Annotated in this window: 21 protein-coding genes and 1 pseudogene; 10 read left to right on the forward strand and 12 right to left on the reverse strand. The window is 54.1% G+C overall.

Annotated features, from left to right (window positions below; translation table 11 throughout):
* Positions 1-48: 48 nt before the first annotated feature.
* The 4 genes from KXR87_RS19460 to arsC all read left to right on the forward strand — a co-directional run bounded on the left by KXR87_RS19460 (position 49) and on the right by arsC (position 3987).
* The gene (locus tag KXR87_RS19460) at positions 49-1701 is read left to right on the forward strand and encodes a methyl-accepting chemotaxis protein (protein ID WP_437433860.1); all 1653 of its coding nucleotides are present in this window, start codon (positions 49-51) and stop codon (positions 1699-1701) included.
* 194 nt (positions 1702-1895) lie between these two features.
* Positions 1896-2216, forward strand: coding sequence for a metalloregulator ArsR/SmtB family transcription factor (locus KXR87_RS19465; RefSeq protein WP_437433861.1), 321 nt, complete (start codon positions 1896-1898; stop codon positions 2214-2216).
* Positions 2217-2260: 44 nt separating this feature from the next.
* On the forward strand, positions 2261-3550 hold the full coding sequence (locus tag KXR87_RS19470) for an arsenic transporter (RefSeq protein WP_437433862.1): 1290 nt from the start codon (positions 2261-2263) through the stop codon (positions 3548-3550).
* Positions 3551-3561: 11 nt separating this feature from the next.
* On the forward strand, positions 3562-3987 hold the full coding sequence (gene arsC / locus KXR87_RS19475; protein WP_437433863.1) for a glutaredoxin-dependent arsenate reductase: 426 nt from the start codon (positions 3562-3564) through the stop codon (positions 3985-3987).
* Positions 3988-4102: 115 nt separating this feature from the next.
* Here the strand turns inward: arsC and KXR87_RS19480 are convergent, their stop codons facing one another.
* A complete protein-coding gene (locus KXR87_RS19480; protein WP_437433864.1) occupies positions 4103-5131 on the reverse strand; it encodes a methionine synthase in 1029 nt (342 codons plus the stop codon).
* A 27-nt stretch (positions 5132-5158) separates the two neighbouring features.
* Positions 5159-6142, reverse strand: a complete 984-nt coding sequence (locus tag KXR87_RS19485; RefSeq protein WP_437433865.1) for a DUF1852 domain-containing protein — start codon at positions 6140-6142, stop codon at positions 5159-5161.
* Between the two features lie 389 nt (positions 6143-6531).
* Here KXR87_RS19485 and KXR87_RS19490 point away from each other — a divergent pair, with 389 nt between their 5' ends.
* Together KXR87_RS19490 and KXR87_RS19495 are read left to right on the forward strand one after the other, a co-directional pair.
* Positions 6532-7014 (forward strand): cold-shock protein, encoded by a 483-nt coding sequence (locus KXR87_RS19490; protein ID WP_437433866.1) that lies wholly within the window; start codon positions 6532-6534, stop codon positions 7012-7014.
* Between the two features lie 111 nt (positions 7015-7125).
* Positions 7126-7521 carry a VOC family protein gene (locus tag KXR87_RS19495; RefSeq protein ID WP_437433867.1) on the forward strand — a complete coding sequence of 132 codons (396 nt, stop codon included), beginning with the start codon at positions 7126-7128 and terminating at the stop codon, positions 7519-7521.
* A 59-nt stretch (positions 7522-7580) separates the two neighbouring features.
* Here KXR87_RS19495 and KXR87_RS19500 read toward each other — a convergent pair whose 3' ends face one another.
* Positions 7581-8459 (reverse strand): DMT family transporter, encoded by an 879-nt coding sequence (locus tag KXR87_RS19500; protein WP_437433868.1) that lies wholly within the window; start codon positions 8457-8459, stop codon positions 7581-7583.
* 102 nt (positions 8460-8561) lie between these two features.
* Between KXR87_RS19500 and KXR87_RS19505 the strand changes: the two genes are divergently transcribed.
* Positions 8562-9896: a PLP-dependent aminotransferase family protein gene (locus tag KXR87_RS19505; protein WP_437433869.1), complete on the forward strand. Its 1335-nt coding sequence runs from the start codon at positions 8562-8564 to the stop codon at positions 9894-9896.
* Here the strand turns inward: KXR87_RS19505 and KXR87_RS19510 are convergent.
* From KXR87_RS19510 to KXR87_RS19540, 7 genes are all read right to left on the reverse strand, one after another.
* Complete coding sequence (locus tag KXR87_RS19510; protein ID WP_437433870.1) at positions 9883-10833, reverse strand: zinc-dependent alcohol dehydrogenase family protein; 951 nt, start codon at positions 10831-10833, stop codon at positions 9883-9885. The genes KXR87_RS19505 and KXR87_RS19510 overlap by 14 nt on opposite strands.
* A gap of 70 nt (positions 10834-10903) precedes the next feature.
* Positions 10904-12040 (reverse strand): MFS transporter, encoded by a 1137-nt coding sequence (locus KXR87_RS19515; protein WP_437433871.1) that lies wholly within the window; start codon positions 12038-12040, stop codon positions 10904-10906.
* 159 nt (positions 12041-12199) lie between these two features.
* Complete coding sequence (gene tehA, locus KXR87_RS19520; protein WP_437433872.1) at positions 12200-13162, reverse strand: dicarboxylate transporter/tellurite-resistance protein TehA; 963 nt, start codon at positions 13160-13162, stop codon at positions 12200-12202.
* Positions 13163-13277: 115 nt separating this feature from the next.
* Complete coding sequence (glgX, locus tag KXR87_RS19525; protein WP_437433873.1) at positions 13278-15353, reverse strand: glycogen debranching protein GlgX; 2076 nt, start codon at positions 15351-15353, stop codon at positions 13278-13280.
* 83 nt (positions 15354-15436) lie between these two features.
* Positions 15437-17917 (reverse strand): malto-oligosyltrehalose synthase, encoded by a 2481-nt coding sequence (gene treY, locus KXR87_RS19530; RefSeq protein ID WP_437433874.1) that lies wholly within the window; start codon positions 17915-17917, stop codon positions 15437-15439.
* Positions 17914-19701, reverse strand: a complete 1788-nt coding sequence (treZ, locus tag KXR87_RS19535; protein ID WP_437433875.1) for a malto-oligosyltrehalose trehalohydrolase — start codon at positions 19699-19701, stop codon at positions 17914-17916. Before treZ ends, treY begins: the two co-directional genes overlap by 4 nt.
* A gap of 195 nt (positions 19702-19896) precedes the next feature.
* Complete coding sequence (locus KXR87_RS19540; RefSeq protein WP_437433876.1) at positions 19897-20598, reverse strand: GntR family transcriptional regulator; 702 nt, start codon at positions 20596-20598, stop codon at positions 19897-19899.
* A 243-nt stretch (positions 20599-20841) separates the two neighbouring features.
* Between KXR87_RS19540 and KXR87_RS19545 the strand changes: the two genes are divergently transcribed.
* Positions 20842-21771 (forward strand): DUF7916 family protein, encoded by a 930-nt coding sequence (locus KXR87_RS19545; RefSeq protein ID WP_437433877.1) that lies wholly within the window; start codon positions 20842-20844, stop codon positions 21769-21771.
* Positions 21772-21821: 50 nt separating this feature from the next.
* Here the strand turns inward: KXR87_RS19545 and KXR87_RS19550 are convergent, their stop codons facing one another.
* Positions 21822-22406 (reverse strand): NUDIX domain-containing protein, encoded by a 585-nt coding sequence (locus KXR87_RS19550; RefSeq protein WP_437433878.1) that lies wholly within the window; start codon positions 22404-22406, stop codon positions 21822-21824.
* Between the two features lie 88 nt (positions 22407-22494).
* Here KXR87_RS19550 and KXR87_RS19555 point away from each other — a divergent pair, with 88 nt between their 5' ends.
* Positions 22495-23253 (forward strand): DeoR/GlpR family DNA-binding transcription regulator, encoded by a 759-nt coding sequence (locus KXR87_RS19555; protein ID WP_437433879.1) that lies wholly within the window; start codon positions 22495-22497, stop codon positions 23251-23253.
* A 13-nt stretch (positions 23254-23266) separates the two neighbouring features.
* Here KXR87_RS19555 and KXR87_RS19560 read toward each other — a convergent pair whose 3' ends face one another.
* Positions 23267-23890, reverse strand: a complete 624-nt coding sequence (locus KXR87_RS19560) for a GNAT family N-acetyltransferase (RefSeq protein ID WP_437433880.1) — start codon at positions 23888-23890, stop codon at positions 23267-23269.
* Between the two features lie 81 nt (positions 23891-23971).
* On the opposite strand from KXR87_RS19560, the pseudogene KXR87_RS19565 reads away from it, so the two are divergent.
* Positions 23972-24670, forward strand: a pseudogene (locus tag KXR87_RS19565) (BglG family transcription antiterminator); the annotation flags it as partial.
* Between the last annotated feature and the right edge of the window lie 787 nt (positions 24671-25457).

Genomic DNA, 25457 nt, shown 5'->3' on the forward strand with positions numbered 1-25457 from the left:
ATCCTTTATGCGCGCCAGCTTAACTTTATCACGGAGATCGAGGGATTTATGATTATAAAGAATTTGCAGGTGGGAACACGTATGGCAACCGGGTTCGCACTGCTCATCATGATGATAGTCATCATGGGAGCAAGCTCCTACTGGCTGACCGTGAACAGTGAAAAAAAAGTAGATGAAATAATTCAGTGGCATCTGGTTAAAGAACGATTAGTTAATGACTGGGTACAGCTCGTCAGCGTTAATAATGGCCTTGCACTGGCGGCAATGAACGCCAGGGATGTCAAAGCACAGGATGACATTCTGAAAACCATGAAAACGAATTCAGAACGCATAAATTCAGTGCAGAAAACACTCACCCCCTTATTACGGCTGCCAACGGGCAAACGCCTCCTTGAAAATGTCGTGAGTGCAAGAGAGAAATATGTCTCACTGCGTACAAATGGCTTTAAGCTTGCCCGCGAAGGTAATCAAGAGATAACCACTGCTTTTATTTCATCGCAATTTTACCCTGCCACAGAAGGGTACGTTAACGCGCTGATGGAGCTAAAGTCGTTTCAGAAGTCATTAATCGATAAGTCGTATCTCGGTGTACACAATGAAGCCTCCTCTTCAAAAACCATAATTCTGACCTTTATCCTGTTGAGTATTGTCTCGGGTATCGGGATTTCATTGTATATCACCCGCAGTATCACTCGCCCTTTAGCAGAGGCGGTGTCGGTTGCAAAACGGGTTTCAGCAGGCGAATTAACGGTAGATGTCAACGTGCATTCGAGAGATGAACTTGGCAACCTGCTGCTCTCCCTCAAAGAGATGACGGTCGGGCTGAACTCAACCGTCAGCCATGTAAGAAAAGGTGCCGAAAACATCTCGCTTGCCGCGAATGAGATTAATGCAGGCAATCACGACCTTGCCTCCAGAACAGAAGAACAAGCAGCCAGTGTGGAAGAGACAGCGGCAACCCTCGAACAGTTAACGGCCACCATCAAAAGTACGGCGGAAAATTCACGCACTGTGAATCATCTGTTTGGCGAAGCTGGCGATGTCATTCAAAAAAATAGCAAACGCATGCATGAGGTCTCCGTGAGCATGCAGGACATCTATGCCGCTTCCGGGCAGATGAACGCTATCGTTACGGCTATCGAAGGGATTGCGTTCCAGACAAATATACTCGCGCTCAATGCGGCAGTTGAAGCCGCGCGGGCAGGGGAGCAGGGCCGAGGATTTGCCGTGGTCGCCGGAGAAGTACGTACCCTGGCACAACGAAGCTCCTCTTCAGCGAAGGAGATCAGGGAGATAATCGGATCGTCACTTGGCAAAATCGACACCTGTCGTACTCTGGTCGATGATGCGGACAGCGGAATGAAAGATATCGTCGCGAATGTCGCCAGCGTGCAGAAACTGGTGGATGACATTACCAAAGCCAGCCTTGAGCAGAGTGATGGTATTCATCAGATAAACCTGGCGATGGGGCAAATCGATACCACAACTCAGCAAAATGCTGCCCTGGTTGAAGAGTCCTCAGCTGCCAGCACCTCTCTTCAGGAGCAGGCTGCCCTGCTGGTTGACAGCGTAAAAGTCTTCACCTGCCGGGACACCGAGCAGGAACCGCTGGCGGTGAAAAAAGAGAGTGTTAAATCTAAGGGCGTCGCACATGTTCGTCCTGCCGGGAAACTGGTGAATGAAGAATGGGTAAATTTCTGACGCCCTTCGTCTCCCTTAAACAGAGCGCAAGCTTGTGACGTGAACGGCCGCGGTTTTTTAAACGATGGCCGTCACTCAGCAGTTGAAGTCATGCCTTACCACTCCGCTTTTGGCGCAACCAGGATCATATCTGGCTTTTCACTTTCATCACATATGGTTTAACATATATGAAAACCATTGCGATAAGGCCGGATATGCTTCTTCCGCTTCATCTCTTCAAAATGCTCTCCGATGAGACCCGGCTTTCAATAGTGCTGCTGCTTCGTGAAGCCGGTGAGCTGTGTGTCTGTGATCTTTGCGGCGCGACCGGAGAATCTCAGCCAAAAATATCCAGGCATATGGCTATGTTACGTGACGTTAACCTTGTGGCTGACCGCCGTGAGGGGAAATGGGTGCATTACCGTTTATCGCCACATATTCCGGCATGGGCCGCCAGCATTATCGATTCCGCGTGGAATGCGCAGCGGGAAATGTTGCAATCCAGGGTGAAAGCGATTTCGCCGGGAAGGTGCTAAATGCAAAATACATATTCCCCAATCTATATGTGATGGAGAGCGTTATGTTTCTGGCAGGTGCTATTTTTTTATTCACACTAGTGCTGGTTATCTGGCAGCCTAAAGGGTTAAGTATTGGCTGGGGCGCTGTCATCGGTGCTTTGCTGGCGATGCTAAGTGGCGTTATCCATCCCGGCGATATCCCTGTTGTCTGGAATATTGTCTGGAATGCGACGGCCACCTTCATCGCCGTTATTATCATCAGTCTGTTGCTGGATGAATGCGGCTTTTTCAAATGGGCGGCGTTACACGTATCGCGATGGGGTAAAGGGCGTGGCAGACTGCTTTTCACTTATATTGTCTTACTGGGTGCTGCCGTCGCGGCGCTATTTGCTAATGACGGTGCCGCTTTAATTCTGACACCCATCGTTATTGCCATGTTACTGGCGTTAGGCTTCAGCAAACGCGCCACCCTGGCCTTTGTGATGGCAGCGGGTTTTATTGCAGATACCGCCAGTCTGCCGCTTGTGGTCTCTAATCTCGTTAATATTGTGTCGGCTGACTTTTTCGGGCTTGGTTTCTCTGAATATGCGGCGGTGATGGTTCCGGTTAACCTGGCAACCATTGCTGCAACACTGTTCACGCTGCATCTCTTTTTTCGCCGTGATATTCCCCCCGTTTACGACCTCGACAAGCTTGAGGCACCAGCACTGGCGATAACGGATCGGGCAACCTTTAACACCGGCTGGATAGTTCTGGTCATTCTTCTTGTCGGGTTTTTCGTGCTGGAGCCGCTCGGCATTCCGGTCAGCGCCATTGCCGCAACCGGTGCCGCGATATTATTAGCGGTAGCGAAAAAAGGTCAGGTCATCAGCACCGGAAAAGTGCTACGTAGCGCGCCCTGGCAGATCGTTATCTTTTCGTTGGGTATGTATCTGGTTGTTTACGGGTTGCGTAATGCAGGACTGACCGTTTTTCTTACGCAACTTCTCAACTGGCTTGCTGATAAAGGCGTGTGGGTGACAACGCTGGGCACGGGCCTTATCACCGCCTTTCTCTCCTCAGTGATGAATAATATGCCGACGGTGTTAATTGGTGCCCTGTCCATCGAGGCCAGTTCAGCCGCAGGGGTGATAAAAGAAGCAATGGTGTACGCAAACGTCATCGGCTGCGACCTCGGCCCCAAAATAACGCCTATCGGCAGCCTTGCCACGTTGCTCTGGCTTCACGTTCTCTCGCAGAAAAATATGCATATCACCTGGGGATACTATTTCCGCACCGGTATCGTTATGACCCTGCCGGTACTGTTAGTCACCCTGGCAGCACTGGCACTGCGGCTTTCATTTTCTTATTAACGGGATCGCTCATGAACACCATTACCATTTATCACAATCCTGACTGCGGCACGTCCCGGAACACGCTGGCGCTTATCCGAAACTCCGGCACAGAGCCTGAGATCATTTTTTATCTGGACACGCCACCGTCACGCGATGAACTGGTGACGCTGATTGCGGATATGGGGATCACCGTGCGCCAGCTACTGCGCAAAAATGTTCCCCCTTACGACATGCTTGGGCTGGACGATGACCACTTCACGGATGACGAGCTAATTGACGCTATCCTTCAGCACCCGATTCTGATGAACCGGCCGGTGGTGGTTACGCCACGGGGTACACGTCTGTGTCGCCCCTCAGAAGTGGTACTGGAGATTCTGCCCGATGAGCAAAAAGCAGCCTTTGTCAAAGAAGATGGTGAAGCCGTGATCGACGCACAGGGCAGGCGCATAAAATAGTGCTCTGTAGTCCGGGTCAATAACAAGGCACTGGCCCGTAAATGCTCTGACGGGCCAGTGCCAGCATGACAGGGGATGCCCTGCGTTACCTGAATGAGGGTTACCTGAATGAGAACTACGCCGTAAGCGCCTTGCGTACGATTTCCGCACCTGCGGTCAGGGCGTTAAGTTTGCCTGTGGCTACCCGGCGAGGCAGGGGAGCCATGCCACAGTTTGTTGATGGATAAAGCTTGTCGGCATCCACAAACTGAAGTGCTTTGCGTAAGGTGGTGGCAACCTCTTCCGGCGTTTCAATCGCATGGTTGGCAACATCAATCGCCCCGACCATCACTTTTTTACCGCGAATCAACTCAAGCAGATCCATAGGTACATGCGAGTTGTGACATTCCAGCGAAATGATGTCGATACTGGACGTCTGTAACTTCGGAAACGCCTCTTCATATTGGCGCCACTCGGAACCTAATGTCTTTTTCCAGTCGGTATTGGCTTTAATGCCGTAGCCGTAACAGATGTGTACCGCGGTCTCACACTTCAGCCCTTCAACGGCTCGTTCCAGCGCCGCGATGCCCCAGTCATTCACCTCGTCAAAGAAAACATTAAAGGCCGGTTCGTCAAACTGGATAATATCCACCCCGGCGGCCTCAAGCTCTTTCGCTTCCTGATTCAGTATTTTGGCGAATTCCCAGGCCAGCTTTTCCCGGCTTTTATAATGTGCATCATAGAGTGTATCAATCATGGTCATCGGACCGGGCAACGCCCATTTAATGGGGTTCCTGGTCAGTTGGCGTAGAAATCTGGCATCCTCGACAAACACCGGCTTCTGGCGGGAAACGTCACCTACAACGGTCGGCACGCTGGCGTCGTAGCGATTACGAATTTTAACGACTTCGCGTTTCTCAAAGTCCACACCGCTCAGGTGCTCGATAAAGGTCGTCACAAAATGCTGGCGGGTCTGTTCGCCATCGCTGACGATATCGATGCCAGCGCGGAGCTGATCGAACAGTGACAGACTGAGCGCATCCTTTTTTCCGTCCGCTAACGTCTCATCGCTCAACTTCCAGGGTGACCATAATTTTTCCGGCTCAGCAAGCCAGGACGGTTTAGGCAGACTGCCCGCCGTTGATGTGGGAAGCAATATTTTCATAACAGGTGACCTTATTGTTTTTGTAAATCAAAGCGCGTCGTGAGCAGCCCATTGCTCAAGAATATTTTTATACGGCTTGATGAAATGTGTTTCAGTGAATTTTCCCTGCTCAACGGCCAGCTGGCTGCGCTCTTCACGGTCATAAACGATTTTGGTTAATGAGTGATCCTGATGGTTGAGATTCGGTTGGTAGCAGTATCCGGCGGCGGAATTCGCATTATAAATCTCCGGACGATAAATCTTCTGGAAGGTTTCCATGGTGCTTATCGTCCCAATCAGTTCGAGATTAGAATAATCAGCCAGTAAATCGCCCATGTAATAGAAGGCCAGCGGGGCAACGCTGTTTACCGGCATAAAGTAACGAACCTGCAGACCCATTTTTTTAAAATAGGCTTCGGTAAGAGAGGTGCCCTCCTGCCGATATTCCTTGCCCAGCACCGGGTGCTGGTTTCCCGTCTGATAATAAGTATTTTTGTTTGATACGCTCAGACAGATAACGGGCGCTTTGCTAAAGTTTTGCTGGTATTCCGCCGAGAGAATAAACCGTTTGAAAATAGTGCCGTGCAACCCACCAAAGTCCTCGGGAACGCTGAATTCTGTGCGGTTTTTGTTATGTTCTGCAAGCAGCACGCTGAAGTCGTAATCACGCACGTATGATGAGAAGTTATTTCCCACTATGCCGTCGATACGTGCATTGTTTTTCTTATCAATAATACGGGTTTTCAGGATCTCGATAGCGGGGAAAGCATGACTGCCTTCTTCGGTATTAATGTTCATCTCGGCAGAGATAATATCCAGCTCGACAGCATAACGATCCGCTGTGGGGTTATCCCAGTGCGCCAGGGTGTTAAAGCGATTCGTTATCATCAGTAACGTGTTACGCAGGTTTTCGCGACGGTTCTGGCCTCTGGCTAAATTAGCAAAGTTGGTGGTAATACGCGTATTTTCTGAAGGGTTATAATTCTCATCAAAAGTACTGCTCTTGATGGTAAATGAAAAAGTATTATTCATCGCGATTTTGCACCCTGGGTTTGAGATAATAACTGAAATCACCTGGTGTTATCGGCTCAGGTATCCAGTCGGTATCGTGTTATCAATACGTTAATTATCATCTTTTATGCCAGAGCGGCTGAATGAGTGAAAGCGACTAAATTTCACTGCATCATGAATCCTCCTCATGATTCTGGATAAGCCGGTAAAAAAATCGAGAAACTGCTCCACGTGGCGCGGAAACATAGCGTGGCTTTCTCACCAGACCCTCCGGTAACTGAAGGCGCGTTTATCTCCTCGCCGGCGGGCACATTTTCATCCAGACTTAACGCAAAGACATGGTCTGGGCAGGCATTGTGCTTTACACTGCGCGCTGCAAAAATTTTGGCAGATAAACGAATCAGGCGGTAATGGCGATGAACGGTACGATCACAACGTGGTTTAAAGAGAAAGGCTTTGGTTTTATCAAAGATGAGAACGGGGATAACCGCTATTTTCACGTGATCAAAGTCGCCAACCCGGACCTGATCAAGAAAGATGCGGCAGTCACGTTTGAACCCACGACCAACAATAAAGGGTTATCCGCGTATGCGGTAAAAGTGATTCCTGACAGCAAATATATCTATATCGCAGGGGAGCGTCTTAAACTCACCTCCATTAAATCCTTCGTTGTCTTCAGTGAAGAGGTTCCTGTAGAAACCGGCATTAATAAAGAAAACGCGGTGTTGTCCGTGGGTATCTTGCTGAATAATATCAGGCCGAAATCCGCCGTGAGCCCTGGCGAAATGCGCTCGCTGAAAAAGCTGGCGATCACCACCTTCCAGGGCACTACCCTGATCTTCTCCGAAGATGAAATAGATATTGAAGCGACCGTGAAGATGCTGAAAGTCTGAGAGAATATCCCAGGGCCGGATCCCCTCCGGCCGATGACTCAGGGTGTATACTCTCACTTTGCAGAAGCGGCTGAAAAACCCGCGCAAGTGCCCTTATAACAGAGAGAGAACATGTCAGAAACGATTCCTGAGTTAATCCCTTTTTCTTATGTCCTCGCCGTGCGTAACCTGCAACGCAGCGCGGCCTGGTATCGTGATGTTCTTGGATTCGAACTTTTATGGCCTGAAGGGGGCGGCTGGCAGTTGGCCCGACGCGGTAGCGTAAGGATCATGCTGGGTGAATGTCCTGAGGCGAAAAGAGCCGCCGATCTGGGCGATCATAACTATTTCGCCTATCTGCACGTGACAAATGCCACCGCGTTACATGATGAGTGGGTAAGTCGGGGCGCCACAATCCTCTCGCCGCTAACCGATCAGCCCCACGGTATGCGGGAGTTTATGATTGGCACTCCGGACGGGCACCGCATGATGGTAGGGCAGACGCTGGACCTGCCGTCTCCCGCCTGAGTATCAGTGCTGAAAACCGCTCCATCGCCCCGCTGCGCGCTGGAGCGGTTAACGAGAGACTAACGGCTGAATCTGCGCGAACCTGCTACACACGCAATCACACCAAGCGTCACGAATACCATCATCAGGCTGACCGTTTCATGCAGCAGGGTGGCGGCAAGAGCGAGGGCGAAAAAAGGTTGCAGTAACTGCAATTGCCCGACAGCCGCAATCCCTCCCTGCGCTAACCCTTTGTACCAGAAAATAAATCCTACCAGCATGCTGAATAAAGAAACGTAGCCGAGTGAAAACCAGGCCGACTCGCTCACGTTACTGAAGCTGGCCGGGCGGGTAAAGAGGGCCAGGACAAGCATCAGTGGCAGGGCGAGGATCAGTGCCCAGCTTATCACCTGCCAGCCACCGAGCGCCCGCGTCAGGCGCGCCCCCTCGGCGTAGCCGAGACCGCAGACCAGGATAGCGGCCAGCATCTGCAGATCACCCCTCAGCGAAGCACTACCTCCCTGGCTCAGGGCGTACCCGGTGACCAGGCAACTTCCCAGGCATGAGCAAACCCAGAAGGCCGGACGCGGCCTTTCCCCGCCGCGGATGACGCCAAAAATTGCCGTCGTCATCGGCAGAAGACCAAGAAAAACGATGGAATGCGCGGAGGTTACGTGCTGCAGGGCCATCGCTGTCAGCAGCGGAAAGCCGATCACAACCCCCAGTGAAACCACGATCAGAGAGAGGACCTGCCGACGGTCAGGACCTTTTCCCTTCAGCACCAATACCAGTATCAGCGCCAGAACGCCGGCGATGGAGGCGCGGCTGACGGTGAGAAACAGCGGATCAAAATCCAGCACCGCCACTCGGGTTGCCGGCAGTGAACCGCTAAAAATGAGCATACCCGCGAAGCCATTAAGCCATCCACTGACGGCATGATTGTCTCTTAATTCCTGCATGATGCGACCTCGATTCCTTGTTGTATCCCGTCTGAGGGTTTGACAGGGGGAAGCATACGTCTGAAAATCCATGACAATCAAATTATTGTCATGGATACAATTGTGAAAGCACGCTACAAATCGATTGTTGATGAACTCGCTGATGCGATCTCCTCCGGCGGGCTGGCGCCGGGTACCCGCCTGCCTACGCACCGTGCGCTGGCGGCTGAGCGGAAGATTTCGCTGGTCACGGCGACGCGGGTTTACGCTGAGCTTGAAAGCATGGGGCTGGTCAGCGGCGAGACCGGACGCGGTACCTTTGTGCGGGAAATTATGCTGCCGCGCGGTCAGGGCATTGACAGAGATGCTATCGCCACGGATGTTATCGATCTCAGTTTTAACTACCCCGCGCTGCCGGAGCAGACGGAACTGTTGCGCTCGGCCCTGCGTCAGCTGTCGGTGAGCGGCGATCTCGAATCCTTGCTTCGTTATCAACCGCACGGCGGGAAACTGACCGAACGTGCCGTCTTTGCAGCCTATCTGGCAGCCTCAGGTGTTAACACCGAGCCTGAAAACCTCCTGGTGGTGAATGGTACGCAGCATGGGTTGACGGTCGTGGTCATGGGTCTGCTCAAACCGGGCGATGTGGTTGCGGTCGATGCACTGACCTACCCGGGATTCAGAGTGCTGGCAGAACAGTTTCATCTTGAACTGGTAGCAATCCCGGCAAAGGGCGAGGCTATGGATCTGCAGGCTCTGCGTCAGGTGTGTAAAACGCGCCGCGTCAAAGCGGTTTATACCATGCCTACACTGCATAATCCGCTGGGCTGGGTGGTGGATGAGGCTTTTCGTCGCGAAATGGCCCTTATCGCACGGGAGCATGATCTGCTGATAATTGAAGATGCCACCTACGTCTGGCTGGTAGAAAATCCGCCGCTGCCCATCCACCATTACGCGCCGGAGCGTACCCTTTATCTGGCCGGATTTTCCAAAAATGTTGCCTCCGGGCTGCGGGTAGGCCTGCTTGCAGTACCCGAAAAGAGGCGGCAGGCGGTGGAGCGCGCCATCCGGGCTACGACCTGGAACACCCCCGCGCTAATGACCGCACTCGTCTGCGGCTGGGTACAGGATGGCACCGTGGCGCGGCTGGAAGGGCTCAAGCGCGAGGATGCCCGTTTTCGCCAGTCGGTGGTGCGAGAGCATTTAGCACCGCTACGTTACCAGACCCATCCGACGTCCTATTTTATCTGGCTTCCCCTGCAGGAGGAGGTGCGCGCAGACAGAGTAGTCAGTGCGTTACTCAGGGAGAATATCTCTCTCTCGACCGCCGAACCTTTCAGCGCCTCTGTCCATACGCCACATGCCGTACGGCTGGCAATTGGCTCGGTGGATATCGAAACGCTGAAAAAGGCAGTATTAACCGTCCGGGAAACCATTGAGTACTTTAACGCGCAGTAAAATCCAGCAGCGGTTTGGTCGTTCTGCCCGCTTTCTGGTAATAAGCGATGGCGGCCTGCCAGTGGGCAAGCGGAAAACGGGTGACTTCACTGAGGGTCGTCTGGCGCAGTAGCGACCAGAGGAATTCAAACTCAGCATGCCACTGCGCGGCCTTCATGGCGCGAAGCGAATCGCGCATATGAAACCAGTGCAGAGTGGCACGCCGGTTTTGCATGCTAAAAGGGCGGCCCGATAACAGACCGTAACTGACAAAGTGAGCGGTGTGCGGCAAATGGTTGAGCAGACTGTTTGCAAGCTCACCGCCAACGGCGTCATAGACAATGTCCGTATGCGTTGCACAGGACGCAATGTCGTGGATATGAGTCTGGTCAACCGGCACAATCCCTCGCTGCGCCAGTCGCGCGGCGTGAACAGCGTTGCGATAGACGCCTGTCACGGTTTTCGCACCAGACATCAATGCCCACTGCCCGAGCAGTTGTGCGCACTCTGACCCGGCGGCTGTGACCAGCACCCGTTTCCCCGCAGGCGAAACACGCTGTTGCATCAGTATGGCGGCAAGAGGATTGATGTAAGCGCGGGCGGCCATGTCATCGCCTATCTCATCCGGTACGGGGACCGCCAGCTGCGCCGGGCAATCGATATAGCGTTGCCAGGTCCCCTGGCCCCGAAGTGGGAGCACACGCGTGCCGATTAACCGGGCATAGCGAGCAGGAGCGTCAACGACCGTGCCCACCCCCTCATACCCGGCAATCTGTGGTGGCCTGATACGATGACCATAAGCGCCGGTAATCGGGATCAGATCTGACGCGTTAATCGGTGAAAGCAGCATACGTACCCGGAGCTTATCCGCATCCAGGGGACCCTGCGCCTCGCTGATGTACTGAAGGGTGGTTTCTGGCTCACCGAAACTATCGTAACGCAGAAAGGTGTTAATCATAGTCGCGAGACAATCCTACCCTTGCCGATGGAAGGGTACGGACGGCCGGCAGCCGTCCCTTTAAAAAGCGTCAACTGGCCTGTCCGGAAGCCAGCAGCTGGCGTATATGGTAAGAAAGCAGGAGGGCAAGCAGCAGCAAGACAATAACAAAAATAAAGCCGTAGCCCAGGGTCGCGTGATGTGCGATGTAACCAATAATGGCCGGCCCGGCAAGTACGCCAATATAACCCAGCGTGGTGACGGCAGGAACCGCGACCATCTGCGGCATGCTGCGCTGTTTACCAATCCGGGAAAACATGACCGGCACAATATTCGCGCAGCCTATCCCGATGAGTAAATACCCGGTCAGCAGGAGTGCCAGCGGCGCACTGTAAATAACAATGATAAAGCCCGCAATGGCGGCGGCAGTACCGGTTAATACCACGCGTAGCGCCCCAAAACGCTGGACGAGATAATCGCCCCCCAGACGCCCTGCGGTCATTGAGGTGGCAAAGGCAGCAAAGCCGAGGCCGCCCAGGGATTCAGGGATGTCACGACTGTCGACCAGGTAAACCGCGCTCCAGTCCAGGACCGTTCCTTCCGCCATAAAGATAATGAAGCAGATCAAGCCGAGCACCAGAACCGTTCCCCTGGGCAGTGCAAATGCGGGCCCTTCTGAAGGATTAGCATAGGGCAACAACTGCCTGAAGCTGATGATAAGAAACACAAGCACCAGAGCGGCGATGGTCAGGGTGGCGGCAAGGATAGTCAAACCTGAGGAGAGTAACGCGGTCATGGCCCCGGCCCCGGCAATACCGCCCACGCTGTACATGCCGTGAAAACCAGACATCAGCGGCCGGTCGGACTGCTTCTCCACCAGTATTGCCTGGACATTCATGGCACAGTCGGTGACGCCGACACCAACACCAAAAACCAGCAGGCTCAGGCCCAACAAGAGGGGTGAACTCACCAGTGCGAGAAAAGGCATGGAGAAGAGAATCACACCCACGGCGGCGCTGATGACCGCCCGGCAGCCATATTTCGATGTCAGCGTGCCTGTAACGGGCATCGCCAGCATGGCGCCAAGCCCCAGACACAAGAGTAACGTCCCCAGCAGCCCGTCATTCGCTCCGGTGTTGAAACGGGCAAAAGGAACAATCACAGCCCAGGTGGCCGTCACCAGTCCGGCAATAAAAAAGATCACTCTGGTGGCTATTTTTTCATTCATCTGCGGCTCTTCCTTACGCGTTAAGCTCGACCGTCCATGTCTGCCAGGATGATAACTGGCATGCTCATTTCTGGCTTGTTTTATTCAAGTGTTGCTCGATGATGATTGATATTGCTTGATTGTGCAACGTTAGCCTTTGCTCTGACGAAGTCTACCGGGCTACTTCACTGCCTGACGCACTATCAGTTGCCCCTTCACCAGCAGCATAACTGTCTTGACCATCAGCAGCCCCATAGCCAGGTTTGCGCCGACAAATAACGGGAACGCCATCCACCAGAGTGCGCCGCCGGGTGCACCGTGTCCAAGCTTGATGGAGGTCGTCGCCAGCGACGCGATGCCGAACGAAAAACTCCAGAAAGAGGGGTTAAAGGGTTGGCTGCTGTACCAGGGAAGAAGGCGAATCATAAACAGCATTTGCAGTAGCCCATAGCCAAACAGCAATTTGGCGAAGACATCCGCTTCCCCCCCGTTGAGGCTCAGCCAGGCGCTACAGGCAACAAACGCCGGTGCCATCTGAATACCGAGCGAGGTGCGCACGGCGGGCGTCATCTCCTCCAGGTTACGCAGCCTGCTTAAAATAGCGGGTTCGAGACTGAGCCAGGAGAGAATACCGGCCCCGAGAAAAAGCAGGCCGACATCGGTAAACCCCATCGCGCCGCAGGCCATCGCGCTAATAAAATTATTCGCTACGGTTGGCAGGTAGAGACCCGGCGTGGTGGCCTCTTTGGGATGGCTGCCACGCCATAATCCTGCCGTTTGCCAGGCGGAATAGGCGAGCTGGGCGGTGACGGCGACAAGAAAAAGCGCGAGGGCCAGGGCGTGAGTCCAGGGGGCCAGACCGATGGCCACCAGCATCGACGTTGCCGGTATAAGACTGACAAAACTGCTTTTTAACGGGTGGGTTATCTCTTCAATAATGGAGGCACGGTGTAACACGAAACGGCTGGCAAAGGCGACGAGTAACAGCCCCCAGAGAATGATGGCCAGAATGATAAGCACATTGGCGGGCAGGGTGGTTACCGGCCAGATAGTAGCCGCATAACGCCAGGCGAAGCCCAGACCGATAATGCCAAGCACCATACCAAAGTAGCCAGCCGGAAGATTAATATGCGAGTTTTTCATGGTGTAACTTTAAAAAAGGAGGAAGCGCAAAGTGTATAGCGTTGGCTGACGGGCGTAAATCGGGGAGCCCTGGGGAAAGGCGGTGTAACGCGTGACAACGTCACACCGCACGGGGTTACGGTCTTCTGAACAGGACCAGGCTACGGCCTTCCAGCTCGTAATCCGTCTCCTGGGTAATCACCTGACCGGGCGTCGCAGTCTCGGAAGTGGAGAGCTCCAGCACCCAGCCACCATCCCCGAACTGCGGGATGCGGAACGGCACTGAGCCTTCATACGGGTTAAAGAGCATCAGTACGTCATGCCAGACACCAGGTTCGGTTTGCAGATCAGGTCGGCCAATATAGGCGCCAAGGGTGGTGCCTTCTTCCCACTGCTCTGCTTTTTGCACGCCGCCGCCTGCGTTGAACCACTCGATAATCATACCGTCACGCCAGTTTTCCCGGCGCAGCAGGGGCTGAGTCTTACGCAGCGCAATAAGGTGACGGGTAAAGTCCCGTAACGCCTCATTGGAGGCGGGCAGATCGTCCCAGTGTATCCAGGAGACTTCGCTGTCCTGACAGTAACCGTTGTTGTTGCCCATCTGACTGCGTCCAAACTCGTCACCTGCCAGCAGCATTGGTGTGCCGTGGGAGAAGAAGATAGTGGCGAGGAAGTTACGTTTTTGCCGCTCGCGAACGGCATTAATGCCTTCGTCATCCGTCGGGCCTTCGGCACCATAGTTATAGGAGCGGTTATCATTATGGCCGTCGTTATTGTCTTCGCCATTTTCCTCGTTGTGCTTCTCGTTGTACGAGACAAGATCGTTCAGGGTGAAGCCGTCATGGGCCGTAATGAAGTTCACGCTGGACCAGGGGCGTCGACCACGTAAATCGTAGAGGTCGCCTGAGCCCAGCAAACGCGCAGCAAAGTCGCCTGAAACATTATCACCCTTCCAGTACTCACGCACCGTATCGCGATATTTGTCATTCCACTCAGCCCAGCCAGGCGGGAAGCCGCCGACCTGATACCCACCGGGGCCGATATCCCAGGGTTCGCCAATCAGTTTGAGACGGGAGAGCACCGGGTCCTGCGTGATGGCGTCAAAGAATCCGCCACGCTGGTCAAAACCCTGCGGCTCACGACCAAGAATGGTGCCGAGATCGAAACGGAAACCGTCGATGTGCATGGAATCGGCCCAGTAACGCAAGGAGTCCATGACCATTTGCAACACGCGCGGATGGGAGGTGTTCACGGTATTACCCGTTCCGGTGTCATTGATGTAATAGCGATGCTGATCGGGCAGGGTGCGGTAGTAGGAGAAGTTGTCGATCCCCTTAAAGGAGAGGGTCGGGCCAAGTTCATTCCCTTCGGCGGTGTGGTTATACACCACGTCCAGGATGACCTCGATACCGGCATCGTGGAAAGCACGCACCATGTCGCGGAAGCCCTGAATGTTACGCGGCCCGTAATAGCGTGAGGCCGGAGCAAAAAAGCCGAGGGTGTTATAACCCCAGAAATTTTTCAGGCCGCGGTCGAGCAGATGCTGATCGTCCGGGAACCAGTGGACGGGCAAGAGTTCCACCGAAGTGATGCCAAGGCTTTTAATGTAGTCAATGCTGGCTTTGTGGCCCATCCCTTCAAAGGTGCCACGCAGCTCAGGTGGCAGGGCGGAATTGAGCTGAGTAAACCCTTTAACATGGGTTTCATAAATGACCGATTCCGACCAGGGAATGACAGGGCGGTTTGTATCCTGCCAGTCCACAGCATTGGGGTCGATGACCTGGCACTTCGGCATAAAAGGGGCGCTGTCGCGCTCATCAAAGGTCAGATCTTTATCTTCATGAAGAAGATCATAGGCAAAATGCGCGTCATTCCATTCGATATTGCCGACCAGTTCGCGGGCGTAGGGGTCAACCAGCAGTTTGTTGGGATTAAAGCGATGACCATTTTCAGGATCATAGGGGCCGTAGACCCGATATCCATACAGTGCCCCAGGCTTGAGGCCTGGCACGTAACCATGCCAGATCTCGTGGGTATACTCAGGCAGCTCCAGGCGGGCGATTTCTGTTTTTCCGCTTGGATCAAACAGACAGAGCTCAACCCGTTCAGCGTGTGCAGAAAAGATCGCGAAGTTAACCCCGTCGCCATCAAAATTAGCACCGAGCGGCAGACTTTCGCCCGCGGTGATGTAAAACGAATTTCCGTTAGCCATTAATCCTTCTCCATAACATGTTTCATTTTTTAATATTCACAACAATGTTTACAACGGACGAGAATAGTTTTATAGCAAACGGATCAGCCACTTAGCACAATCATATGGGTATGATTATCCAGAGCGATGCTGTCTGTTAGCGAAACGGTTTCCCCGGTCAGACTGTTCTGCCAGGTTCGCCCGGCAAGCGTAGCCGGAAGGCGCACCTCGGTTGACTGCCAGCCGCGGTTGTCTGCATTCAGCATCAGGCGGGGGAGCACAACAAGCACAGCCTCATCTTCGTGCTGACGGGCAAAGGCAACCACCTGACGGGCCTGTGTGCCGGAAGGCGTCAGCGGCAGGTAATCACCGAACCGGAACAGCGCCGGTTTGTGCTGACGTAAATGCAGCAGTCTGGCGGTAATGTGCTGCTTCAGCTTGCCGCTTTTCAGCCCGGCGTCGTCGAAGAGGACCGGATCGCTGACGTCGTCCAGCATAGTCCCGAGCGCGGCATAATCCGGCTCACGGCGGTTGTCAGGGTCAACAAGGCTGAAGTTAAGCCCTTCGCTGCCCTGGTAGATGTCCGGTACGCCGGGGGCCATCAGCTTAATGACCGTCTGCGTAAGCGTATTGCTCAGGCCTGCACGGATAAAGGGCGCCAGCGAACGGGTAAAGTCCTGCAGGAAAGGTTCATAGTGCAGAAGATGGGATACGTAGCCGAGCACGGCCTGCTCGTAGGCGTCGTTGTTGTTATCCCAGTTGGTACGCAGCTTCTCTTCGCGAAGCGCTTTCTCAACGTAAGGTAAAAAACGCGCTTCGAGCGCCTGCAGTCCCGCTTTGTCCTCCGGCTCGAGGGTGACCGGCCATGCGCCCGCCAGCGCCTGATAGATCATCCAGATACTGCCGGAGCGGGGTGCCAGGCCATCTTCAATCCTTACGACCTGAGACTGGTTCATTTCGCGCCAGCGGATCACATGTTCCGCCCACACCTGCGGCGCCTCGGTCAGCGTATAGAGCCGTGCGCGAGTGTCTTCGCCGCGTTTAGTGTCGTGCGTCGACGTGGTAGAAATCGCGTCCGGCTGGCATGCCCGCCGTGTTTGCATATCCTGATGGAAACGCTCAATGGAATAACTACGCGGCAGCGGTTCCGCGCCGACCTCATTAAGCGCCAGATCCATGTGCTGACGGAAAAAGAGGGTATCTTCAACCGATTTCGCCATCAGTGGTCCGGTGAGCTGCTGGAAACGGGTACGCAATTCGGTGGCCTGTACCCGTGCCGCTTCACTCACCTCGCCCGCGAGAAGAGTGACCAGGAATTGTAACGCTTCGGGATGGGGCGCATTCGGGCTGGCGCTGACCGCCTTCGCGACCTTATCGAGCATCGCCCGATCGGCAGACGTCATACCCTGTGCCGTTCCGTAGGTGCGATAAACCGGGAAGGTGACCAGCAGTTCACGCAGAACAGCCCGAACCGGTGTCTCACTGATAGTGACATTTTCCGTCTCAGCGATGGCCATACAGAGCGCGAGCAGGCGGGTAAATTCGCCTTCGAAGTTACGATCAACCATCAGCAGCTTGGCTTTACGCAGCTCACTTTCCATATCCACTGAGCGATCGAGTACCTCTTCGTAAAGGCTGAACAGGGTCTCCGTCTTTTCGCTGTCTACCAGCGCATCGGAGAGTGAGGCGATAAATTCATAGCCTGTGGTACCAGAGACAGGCCAGTCAGCAGGAAGCTGTTCTCCTTCGCCGAGGATCTTCTCGACGGTGAGGTAGCACGCTGGTCCGGCATGGTGGCGCAGCTGTTCGAGATAGGCCTTCGGATCGGCAAGACCATCCACGTGATCGACGCGAAGCCCGTCCACCATACCCTCGTGGACCAGCTCAAGGATTAACCGGTGGGTGTCAGCAAACACGACCGGATCTTCTACCCGCATCCCCACCAGGCCTGTTATCTCGAAAAAGCGACGGTAAGAGAGTTCAAAAGGCGCGTTGCGCCAGCTCATCAACCGCCAGGGTTGCCGCGCATGCAGTTCAGCGATCCCGGCATTATCCGTCAGGTTCAACCCTTCGGTTGTACCCGGCGCGAGCGGGTAAAAGTTGTCAAAATAGGCAAGCGATGGCGTGCCGGTTTCAGGGTCCGCCTGGACGCTGAGCTCGCCATTTTCCAGTACAGCATCAAAATGATCGCCGAGAAAAGGCAAGGTGAGCGGACGGGACCAGTCGATATCGAAATGGCGGGCGTAACGGCTCTTCTCACCGTACGCAATGACATCGCGCCACCAGCGATTCTCCAGTGAGGCGGCCATATGGTTCGGAACGATATCCAGAATCAGGCCGAGTCCGGCCGCTTTGAGCGCCGCACTCAGGCGGTCAAATCCTTCACGGCCGCCAAGAACCGGATCGATTTCATTCGCATCGGTGACATCGTAGCCATGCGTGGAGTCACTTGTCGCCGTAAAGATGGGTGAGGCGTAGAGATGGCTTATCCCCAGTTTTTTAAGATAGGGGACCAGCGTAACCGCACGATCAAAGGTCATCCCATTACGAAACTGCAGGCGATAAGTGGCGGTCGGGATACTCATAATGCCTCTCCTGATGCAAGGCGAACAACAACTGAACGAGGGGGCAGTTCATTGCCCATACCCGGTAGCGCGAAAAGCGTGGTGCCGGGCAGATCCGGAACAGGATGTGTCTGCGTACTGATATTTACCGCCAGGGAGAGGGTGCCTTTCGGGAAAGCCCAGGACACGGCAAAGAAGCCCGGTGCCGTATGGATAACCTTGCCGCAGCCTCCTCTGGCGGTCTGCAAAAGCGGAACGATATGTTGCTGGCGCAGCGCCAGTAGCTGGCGGCTCAGTGCAAGCCAGGATTTTCCTTCCGGCGTCTCCTGCGCGGCCCAGTTGAGGGTAGATGCCGCAAAGGTGTCGGGGGCGTTCGGGTCAGGCACATCGGAACCTTCATATCCCGAATGACCTTCAAACTCTTTTGCCCGTCCTTCACGAACCGCTTTCGCCAGCTCACCGTGAAAATCGGTAAAGAACAGGAAAGGTTGCGTCTCACCGTACTCTTCACCCATAAACAGCAACGGTATATGGGGCGAAAGTAGCAGGGCGGCGTAGAGCACCTGGGTTGTTTCCGCGCCAGCAAGCGTTATCAGTCGCTCCCCCAGTGCACGGTTTCCTACCTGATCGTGATTCTGTATAAAATCGACGAAAGCGACCGGAGGCTGGCTGCGGCTGTCCACGCCACGCTTTTCACCGCTCTGCGACGATACCTCGCCCTGGTAGGCGAACCCTTCAGTCAGCGCACGCGCAATCAGTTTTTCAGGGGCTTTCGCGAAATCCTGATAATAGGCATGCGTTTCGCCTGTCGCGAAGACGTGCACGGCGTTATGGAGATCGTCATTCCATTCACCGGTAAACAGCGGCGCCGTACCGTCCTCTTCACGCGGGTGGAGTGAAATAATATTGCGGCAGTCTTCCGTGGTGAGGTGAACCGGTCGGTCCGTTATCTCGGCACGGATGCGTTCAGCGATTTCAATAAGAAGGTGTTTTTCAGAATTATCTTCAATCTGATCGATAGCGTCGAAGCGCAGTCCGTCAAAGTGAAACTCTTTCAACCAGTATAACGGGGCGTCCCCGATGTAGTGGCGTACGGCCTCCACATCATAGGCAATACCTGCTCCCCAAGGGGTCGAGCGCGATTTATCAAAGAAGTCCGGCGACAGCAAGGGCAGGTAATTACCCTCAGGGCCAAAATGGTTGAGTACGATATCGAGCACGACGGAGAGACCCAGACCGTGAGCAGCGTCAACAAAGGCTTTCACGTCATCCGGTGTGCCGTAGGCGCTGTGCGGGGCGTAAAGCAATACGCCGTCATAGCCCCAGCCGCGGTTACCGCCCGCCTGAGAAAGCGGCATCAGCTCAATCTGGGTGATACCGAGATCGGCAAGATAAGGCAGTTTCGCGATGGCAGCCTGCAGTGTCCCTTCGGGGGTGAAGGTGCCCACATGCAGTTCATAAATCACCGTTTCTTCCCACGGACGTCCACGCCATTCCGTGTGCTGCCAGACATAGTGGTGCGGGTCGATGACCAGAGAAGGGCCGTTCACATCGGCTTTCTGCGCCCGGGAGGCAGGGTCAGGAATAACCATCCCGTCTTCAAGTACGTAGTGGTATTCCGTTCCGGGTTTAACGCCCTCTACACGCAGTTCAAACCAGCCATCTCCCTGCGGTTGCATGGGGAGATCGTTACCGGCAAGTCTCAGCGTAATGGCTGGCTGCCCGGTCGCCCAGACACGAAAAAGCACAGCGCCGTTATCCAGGTACTCAGCGCCCCAGCGTTTAATAAATGATTTTGACTCCATTCAACTCCCTCGTTCAGTACAAAGCTGTCAATGGACGGCGAAGATGTCCTCACTGCCGGACACCTGAAGGCTTACGAAGCAAATCATAGTCTATTCCTGGAAAATAGATGTGACAGTGTCACTTAGGCGAGGGATCTTACCCCTCAAAAACAGGTTAAGGAGTGAATTTTTTGATGAGAGGAAAGGGCGGCGGCGCTATTCGCCCTGTCGATGCAACTCGAGTGTAAAGTCATAGTACTCGTTGAGACACCAGGTCCAGGTGTGTTCAACCGGGACATCGTTATGGCTGAAGCCGGTGCGGGTCACCAATAAGAGTGGCGACTGGGGTTTCACAGAGAGATAGTGCGCAAGACGTTCATCCGCAGCGACGGCCGAAAACCGCTGACTGGCACGTAAAACCGGCGCGCCCTGCCGTTCAAGATAAAGATAGAGTGAATCATCCAGACTGCTCAGGTTTACCAGCAGCCGGGCAGGGAGGAGGGCAGTTTGCAGGGAAACCGCAACGCCGTTTATTTTTCGCAGTCGCGTCAGCTCCACCACCTCACCCTGTTCAGCAGACAGATGCAGGATACGCCGTTCCGTATCGGTTGACGGGCGGCGGGAAAAGCCCACCAGTTCACTCTGCGCCTGGCCACCATTCGCTTTTGCCATTTCACTAAAACTTTCAAGCATCGGCATGGACTGGCGGATATGCGGCGCGACAAAAGTACCCGATCCCTGACTGCGCAGCAGAATACCGTCCTCCAGAAGCAGCTGAAACGCTTTGCGTACCGTCCCCCTGGCAATCTCAAGCTTATCGACCAGCTCACGCTCAGAGGGGAGCACATCACCGGGACGTAATTCTCCGCGGGTGATGGCCGTTTTAATGGCATTCACCAGTTGCCTGTAAAGGGGCATACCACTTCGGGGATCGAATCTGAAAAGGTCTGTAGTAAAGGACATAATCATCAACTGGTTCATTATATCATGTACCAATTGTTATCCATGTTGGCTGTTCTGTCACCATTCTGCTGAAAAAAGCCGCCTGCTCACCCGCGATAACGATCACAAAATAACCTTGATGCAATGGCAGTTAGATAATGCATTCAGCTAATGTATATGAGTGGTACATAACTGGTATACATTTTGGGAGAGGGGTAGATGGCACAAAAAAGATTACTGGATTGTTGCGCTTCTGAACTGGTACAGCTCGATAAACACGGGCTGATTTATGCCATTCGCGCCAGTGAAGGGCGGGTAGTGATGAGTGAAACCATCGCCATTACTCAACCCTTATTACCTGGCGTGACCAATGCAGAAGTAGCCGCGTCGCAGGGCGCTGATATTCTGCTGCTCAATATGTTCGACTGTCATACTCCCCGCATTGAGGGATTACCTCCCGGCACGCCTGGGCAAGCGGCAATTAAGGTTTTACAACGGCTGACCGGGCGTATTATTGGTGTCAATCTGGAGGCCGTGGACCCGGACTTTGCCGCCCGTCATGATGACATATGGGCCATGACGGCGGGGCGGGCCGCTACGCCTGAAAACGCCCGTGCCGTAGTGGAGATGGGTGCCAGAATCATTGTGCTGACCGGGAATCCAAATAATGGCGTAAGCAATCGTGCCCTGGGCGTGGCACTTAAGGCCATACGGGATGCTATAGGTGACAGCGCACTGCTTATTACCGGGAAAATGCATGGAGCGGGGCTGGTGGGTGAAAGCGGCAGTGCCATTATTACCGAAGAGGATGTTGCCTGGTTTGCCGACCAGGGTGCGGATGTGGTTCTGATCCCCGCGCCAGGCACCGTGCCGGGAATGAGCCAACAAAGGGTTACGTCACTGACTGAGGCCGCGCATGCGAAGGGGATGATGGCGATGACCGCCATCGGAACCTCGCAGGAAGGCGCCGATGTCAGCACTCTGCGCCAGATTGCGCTGATGAGTAAAATGGCCGGAGCAGATATGCATCACATTGGCGATACCGGATTTATGGGCATTGCGCTGCCGGAAAATATCTATGCTTACAGTGTGGCCATAAGAGGGGTGCGGCATACCCTGACGCGCATGGCCCGCTCGGTACTGCGCTAAGGGTGAATGAAATGAGATATCCGCAGGAGCGCGGATATCTTTGAATCGCGTCAGAGAATACCTTTCAGGGCAACGTGATAGAGCAGCATTATCGTTTTTGCGTCCACTATCTGGCCGTTTTCAATGGCGGCCAGTGCTTCTTCAAGCGTTATTTCCAGTACTTCAATATCCTCGCCTTCCTCTTTTAGACCGCCTCCCTCACTGACCCGATCGCCAGGATTATAGTGCGCAATGTAGAAATAGAGCTTTTCAGTGACAGAACCGGGGCTCATGTAGGCTTCAAAAATTTTCTCTACCTTCTCAATTCGATAGCCGGTTTCTTCTTCCGCTTCAGCTTTGATGCGGTTTTCAGGGTCCATGTTATCGAGAAGACCCGCCGCCGCTTCGATGAGGTTACTCTCATGCCCGTTTACAAAGACCGGGAAACGAAACTGCCGCGTGAGGATAACCGTTCGTTTCTCGCGGTTGTAGAGCAGAATGGTTGCGCCATTCCCTCTGTCGTAGACCTCACGATGTTGCCGTTGCCATTCGCCGTTCTGTCGATGCAGGTCAAAGGTGTATTTTCTTAACGTATACCAGTTATCGGACAGCAACTGACTGTCCGTAATGCGTACTTCTGCACGTTTTGATTGCACGATCGCTCCTCCATACGTAGAGTAGACATCATAAACGGCATTTTCGTGCATTATCAAGATAACTCATGCAAAAAGAGGGCGCGTCATTATGCTTACCCGGCAACGCAAAGGTTTAATCCTCGATATGCTACGGCGCGAGGGGCAGGTCTACTCTAAGGCGCTCAGTCAGCAGTTTGCCGTCTCAGAAGATACTGTTCGTCGGGATCTGCGGGAGCTTGCGGCAGCGGGCGAGTTGCAGCGCGTTCACGGTGGTGCGCTCCCGGCTTCAGGCGCAACGGCAAATTTTGCAAATCGCCAGCTCCTCAGCCTTGACTCCAAAAAACGGGTGGCGCGTAAAGGTGCCGGGCTTATCTCCCCGGGACAGGTTGTCATCATTGATGGCGGTACCACGACGGCGGAAATGGTGGCCTTTCTGCCGCCTGAGCTCAATATCACCGTGGTGACACATAGTCCGGGTATCGTCCTGGCGCTGGTGGAACATCCACTGATTGATGTGATATTAATAGGCGGGAAATTATTCAAACATTCGGTTGTGACAACCGGAACTACGGCCATAGAGGGAATTTCCGCTATTCAGGCCGATCTCTTTTTTATGGGGGTGACCGGTTTACACGTTCAGACGGGACTGACGACCGGGGATTATGAAGAAGCCAGCGTAAAGCGTGCCTTTTCGCGGCGGGCCGCAGAGACCATTGTGCTTGCTTCCTCCGAGAAGATAAATGCGGCGTCACCCTATGTCATCGGCTCTCTCTCTCTGGCCGACACGGTTGTCGTAGACGCTGGTGTTGAACAGGGCCTCGCGCTCTCGCTTGAGGCGGCAGGGGTGATGGTCATCACCGCAGAATAGTTTCTGTTCCCGCTTACCGAGCGCCAGGATCAATAAGCGGGATGTGCGGTGCGGCATGGCGCGGCAGATGGCCGGTCAGCCGCGGATCCGGGCGCATCTCCACCTGAAACGCATAGGGCCTGAATCCCGAGCGAATATAAAAATTGAGAGCAGACGGGTGGTCAAAAGTGCAGGTATGCACCCAAAAACGGGTAACAGGTTTTGACCAGGCAAGCTCAATGGCTTTCGCAATTACCGCTCGACCCACTCCTTTCCCGGTGGTTCCCTGAATAAGCCCCAGAAAAACCAGCTCACACTGCCCCTGCTCGCGAAAATCAAGCTCCAGTAAACCGATGTCCTGACCCTGATCGCGAATGACATAGATAGTGATGAGATCGTTATTCAGAATATTTTTTAACGTCTGATCGGGCATAAAAAGCCGGGAAAACCATAACCAGTTTTCACCCACTTTGCGAAAAAGTGCGCGGTATTGTGCCAGGTCATCGCCGATAAAGGGTTCCAGCGTCACGCCTGCTGGCAGGGGGCAGGTGGCTTGTTGCGGTTTCTGGTGCATCTCAAGGCAGGTCACAACCGAGGCCACGTGGCCGGCCGGGATATCGGAATAACCGAATCCGATGTTGATATTGGATGAATTCATCTTTCTCCCCTGGTAACTTCCGATGTTTTTAACAAGTCCTTCACTATGCCATAGCAGCATAAAAACAAGAAAGGACAAACGGCGCACCCAGGCCATCTTGATGCAATCTCCTTAATGCCCGAAGAGGTGCTCGATATGGCGTCGATGATCATCAGTCTGGCAAATGCCCGGCTGACAAATAAGGTCAGAGAGCAAATTTTCTTTACTCTCGCCGATCATCTGATGTTTGCCATCGAGCGATATAAGAAGGGGATCGCTATCCAAAACCGGCTGCTATCAGAGGTGCGCCGTTTTTACCCCCAACAGTATCGCGTCGCCAGCGAGGCCGTCGCGGCGATTACTCAGCAGTACGGCCTTCATCTTCCGGATGAAGAGGCAGGGAATATTGCTTTTCACCTGGTTAACGGGCAGACGCAGGGGGATGACGTCGGCCAGACCATGCAGTCGGTGAAGATGCTAAAGGATATTTTTAATCTGGTGCAGTATCACTTTAAACAAGCGATCGACACTGAATCACTTAACTACACCCGTTTTCTGGTCCATATGCAGTTTTTCCTGCAGCGGTTACAGGAGGGAGAACTGGATAAATCCCGCGACAACTTCCTCCTGGTGCAAATCATCAAAGAGTATCCGCAGGTTTACCGTTGTTCACTGTTGATACGAGACTATGTCAAATCACAGCTTGATCTCACTCTCGGTGGCAATGAATTGTTATGGCTTACTGTGCATTTGGTGCGTATTACCGGGGCGGATCATGCCCCCGGCATTGAGAGTGTGTGATAAGGCGAACAGGTGGCACAGTGGGAGCGGTCCATTCACCTTACGCATGGAGTGCTTCCAATGCCGCGCCACTTGTGAATAGCATCGCGGTGAACCGCAATATGTAACGCAGGCGGGGTGTTCCATTCACCTTAAGCGTGGTGTGCTTCTGATGCCGCGCCACTTGTGAATAGCATCGCGGTGAACCGCAATATGTAACGCAGGCGGAGTGTTACGTTCACCTTACGTACCGTTTTTCTCTGTTGCCACTCCACCCGTGAACGTGCAAGGGAGGCTCGCCGCCGCCTCCCTTGCAACCCGGGCTCCCGGCCAGGAAAATCGCCGCTTCGCGGCATTATTCGCCCCATCCCTGGGGCTCACCCCTTCGGGGCTAGCGCAGGCGCTATTCAAAATTGCTCCCGGCAATTTTGTCGCCTTATGCCATCTGACTGTCGGGTCGGGGAGCAGCCTGCGTTCCATGCAGGCTATCTCCTCCGCCGGCTTCCCTGCGGGCGGCCCCGGTCAGCCGTCAACGCCGCATCGATTTTCAGCCGGACCACAACACCCTCGCTGCACGTTACAGTATTAAAAGAAACGCCGGTTTCGCTTTTCTAAAAACGCGACAGCTGTACCTTTTTTCATCAGGCTACTGGCTTGCCGCGAGGGGGTTGAGTCCCCGCTGAAACCGGCGAGCCGGAGGCCGGAAGACAAGGACTGGCCGCCAGGGAGGGCGGACAGAGGTTTGTCGAGCCAGGACGGCGAGTCAAACCGGCCGCAGGCTGAGGGCCGGGAGGTGAGCGCAGTGCGC

It is taken from the genome of Yokenella regensburgei (assembly GCF_051486985.1).
In the GTDB taxonomy this organism is placed as follows: domain Bacteria; phylum Pseudomonadota; class Gammaproteobacteria; order Enterobacterales; family Enterobacteriaceae; genus CBFFRJ01.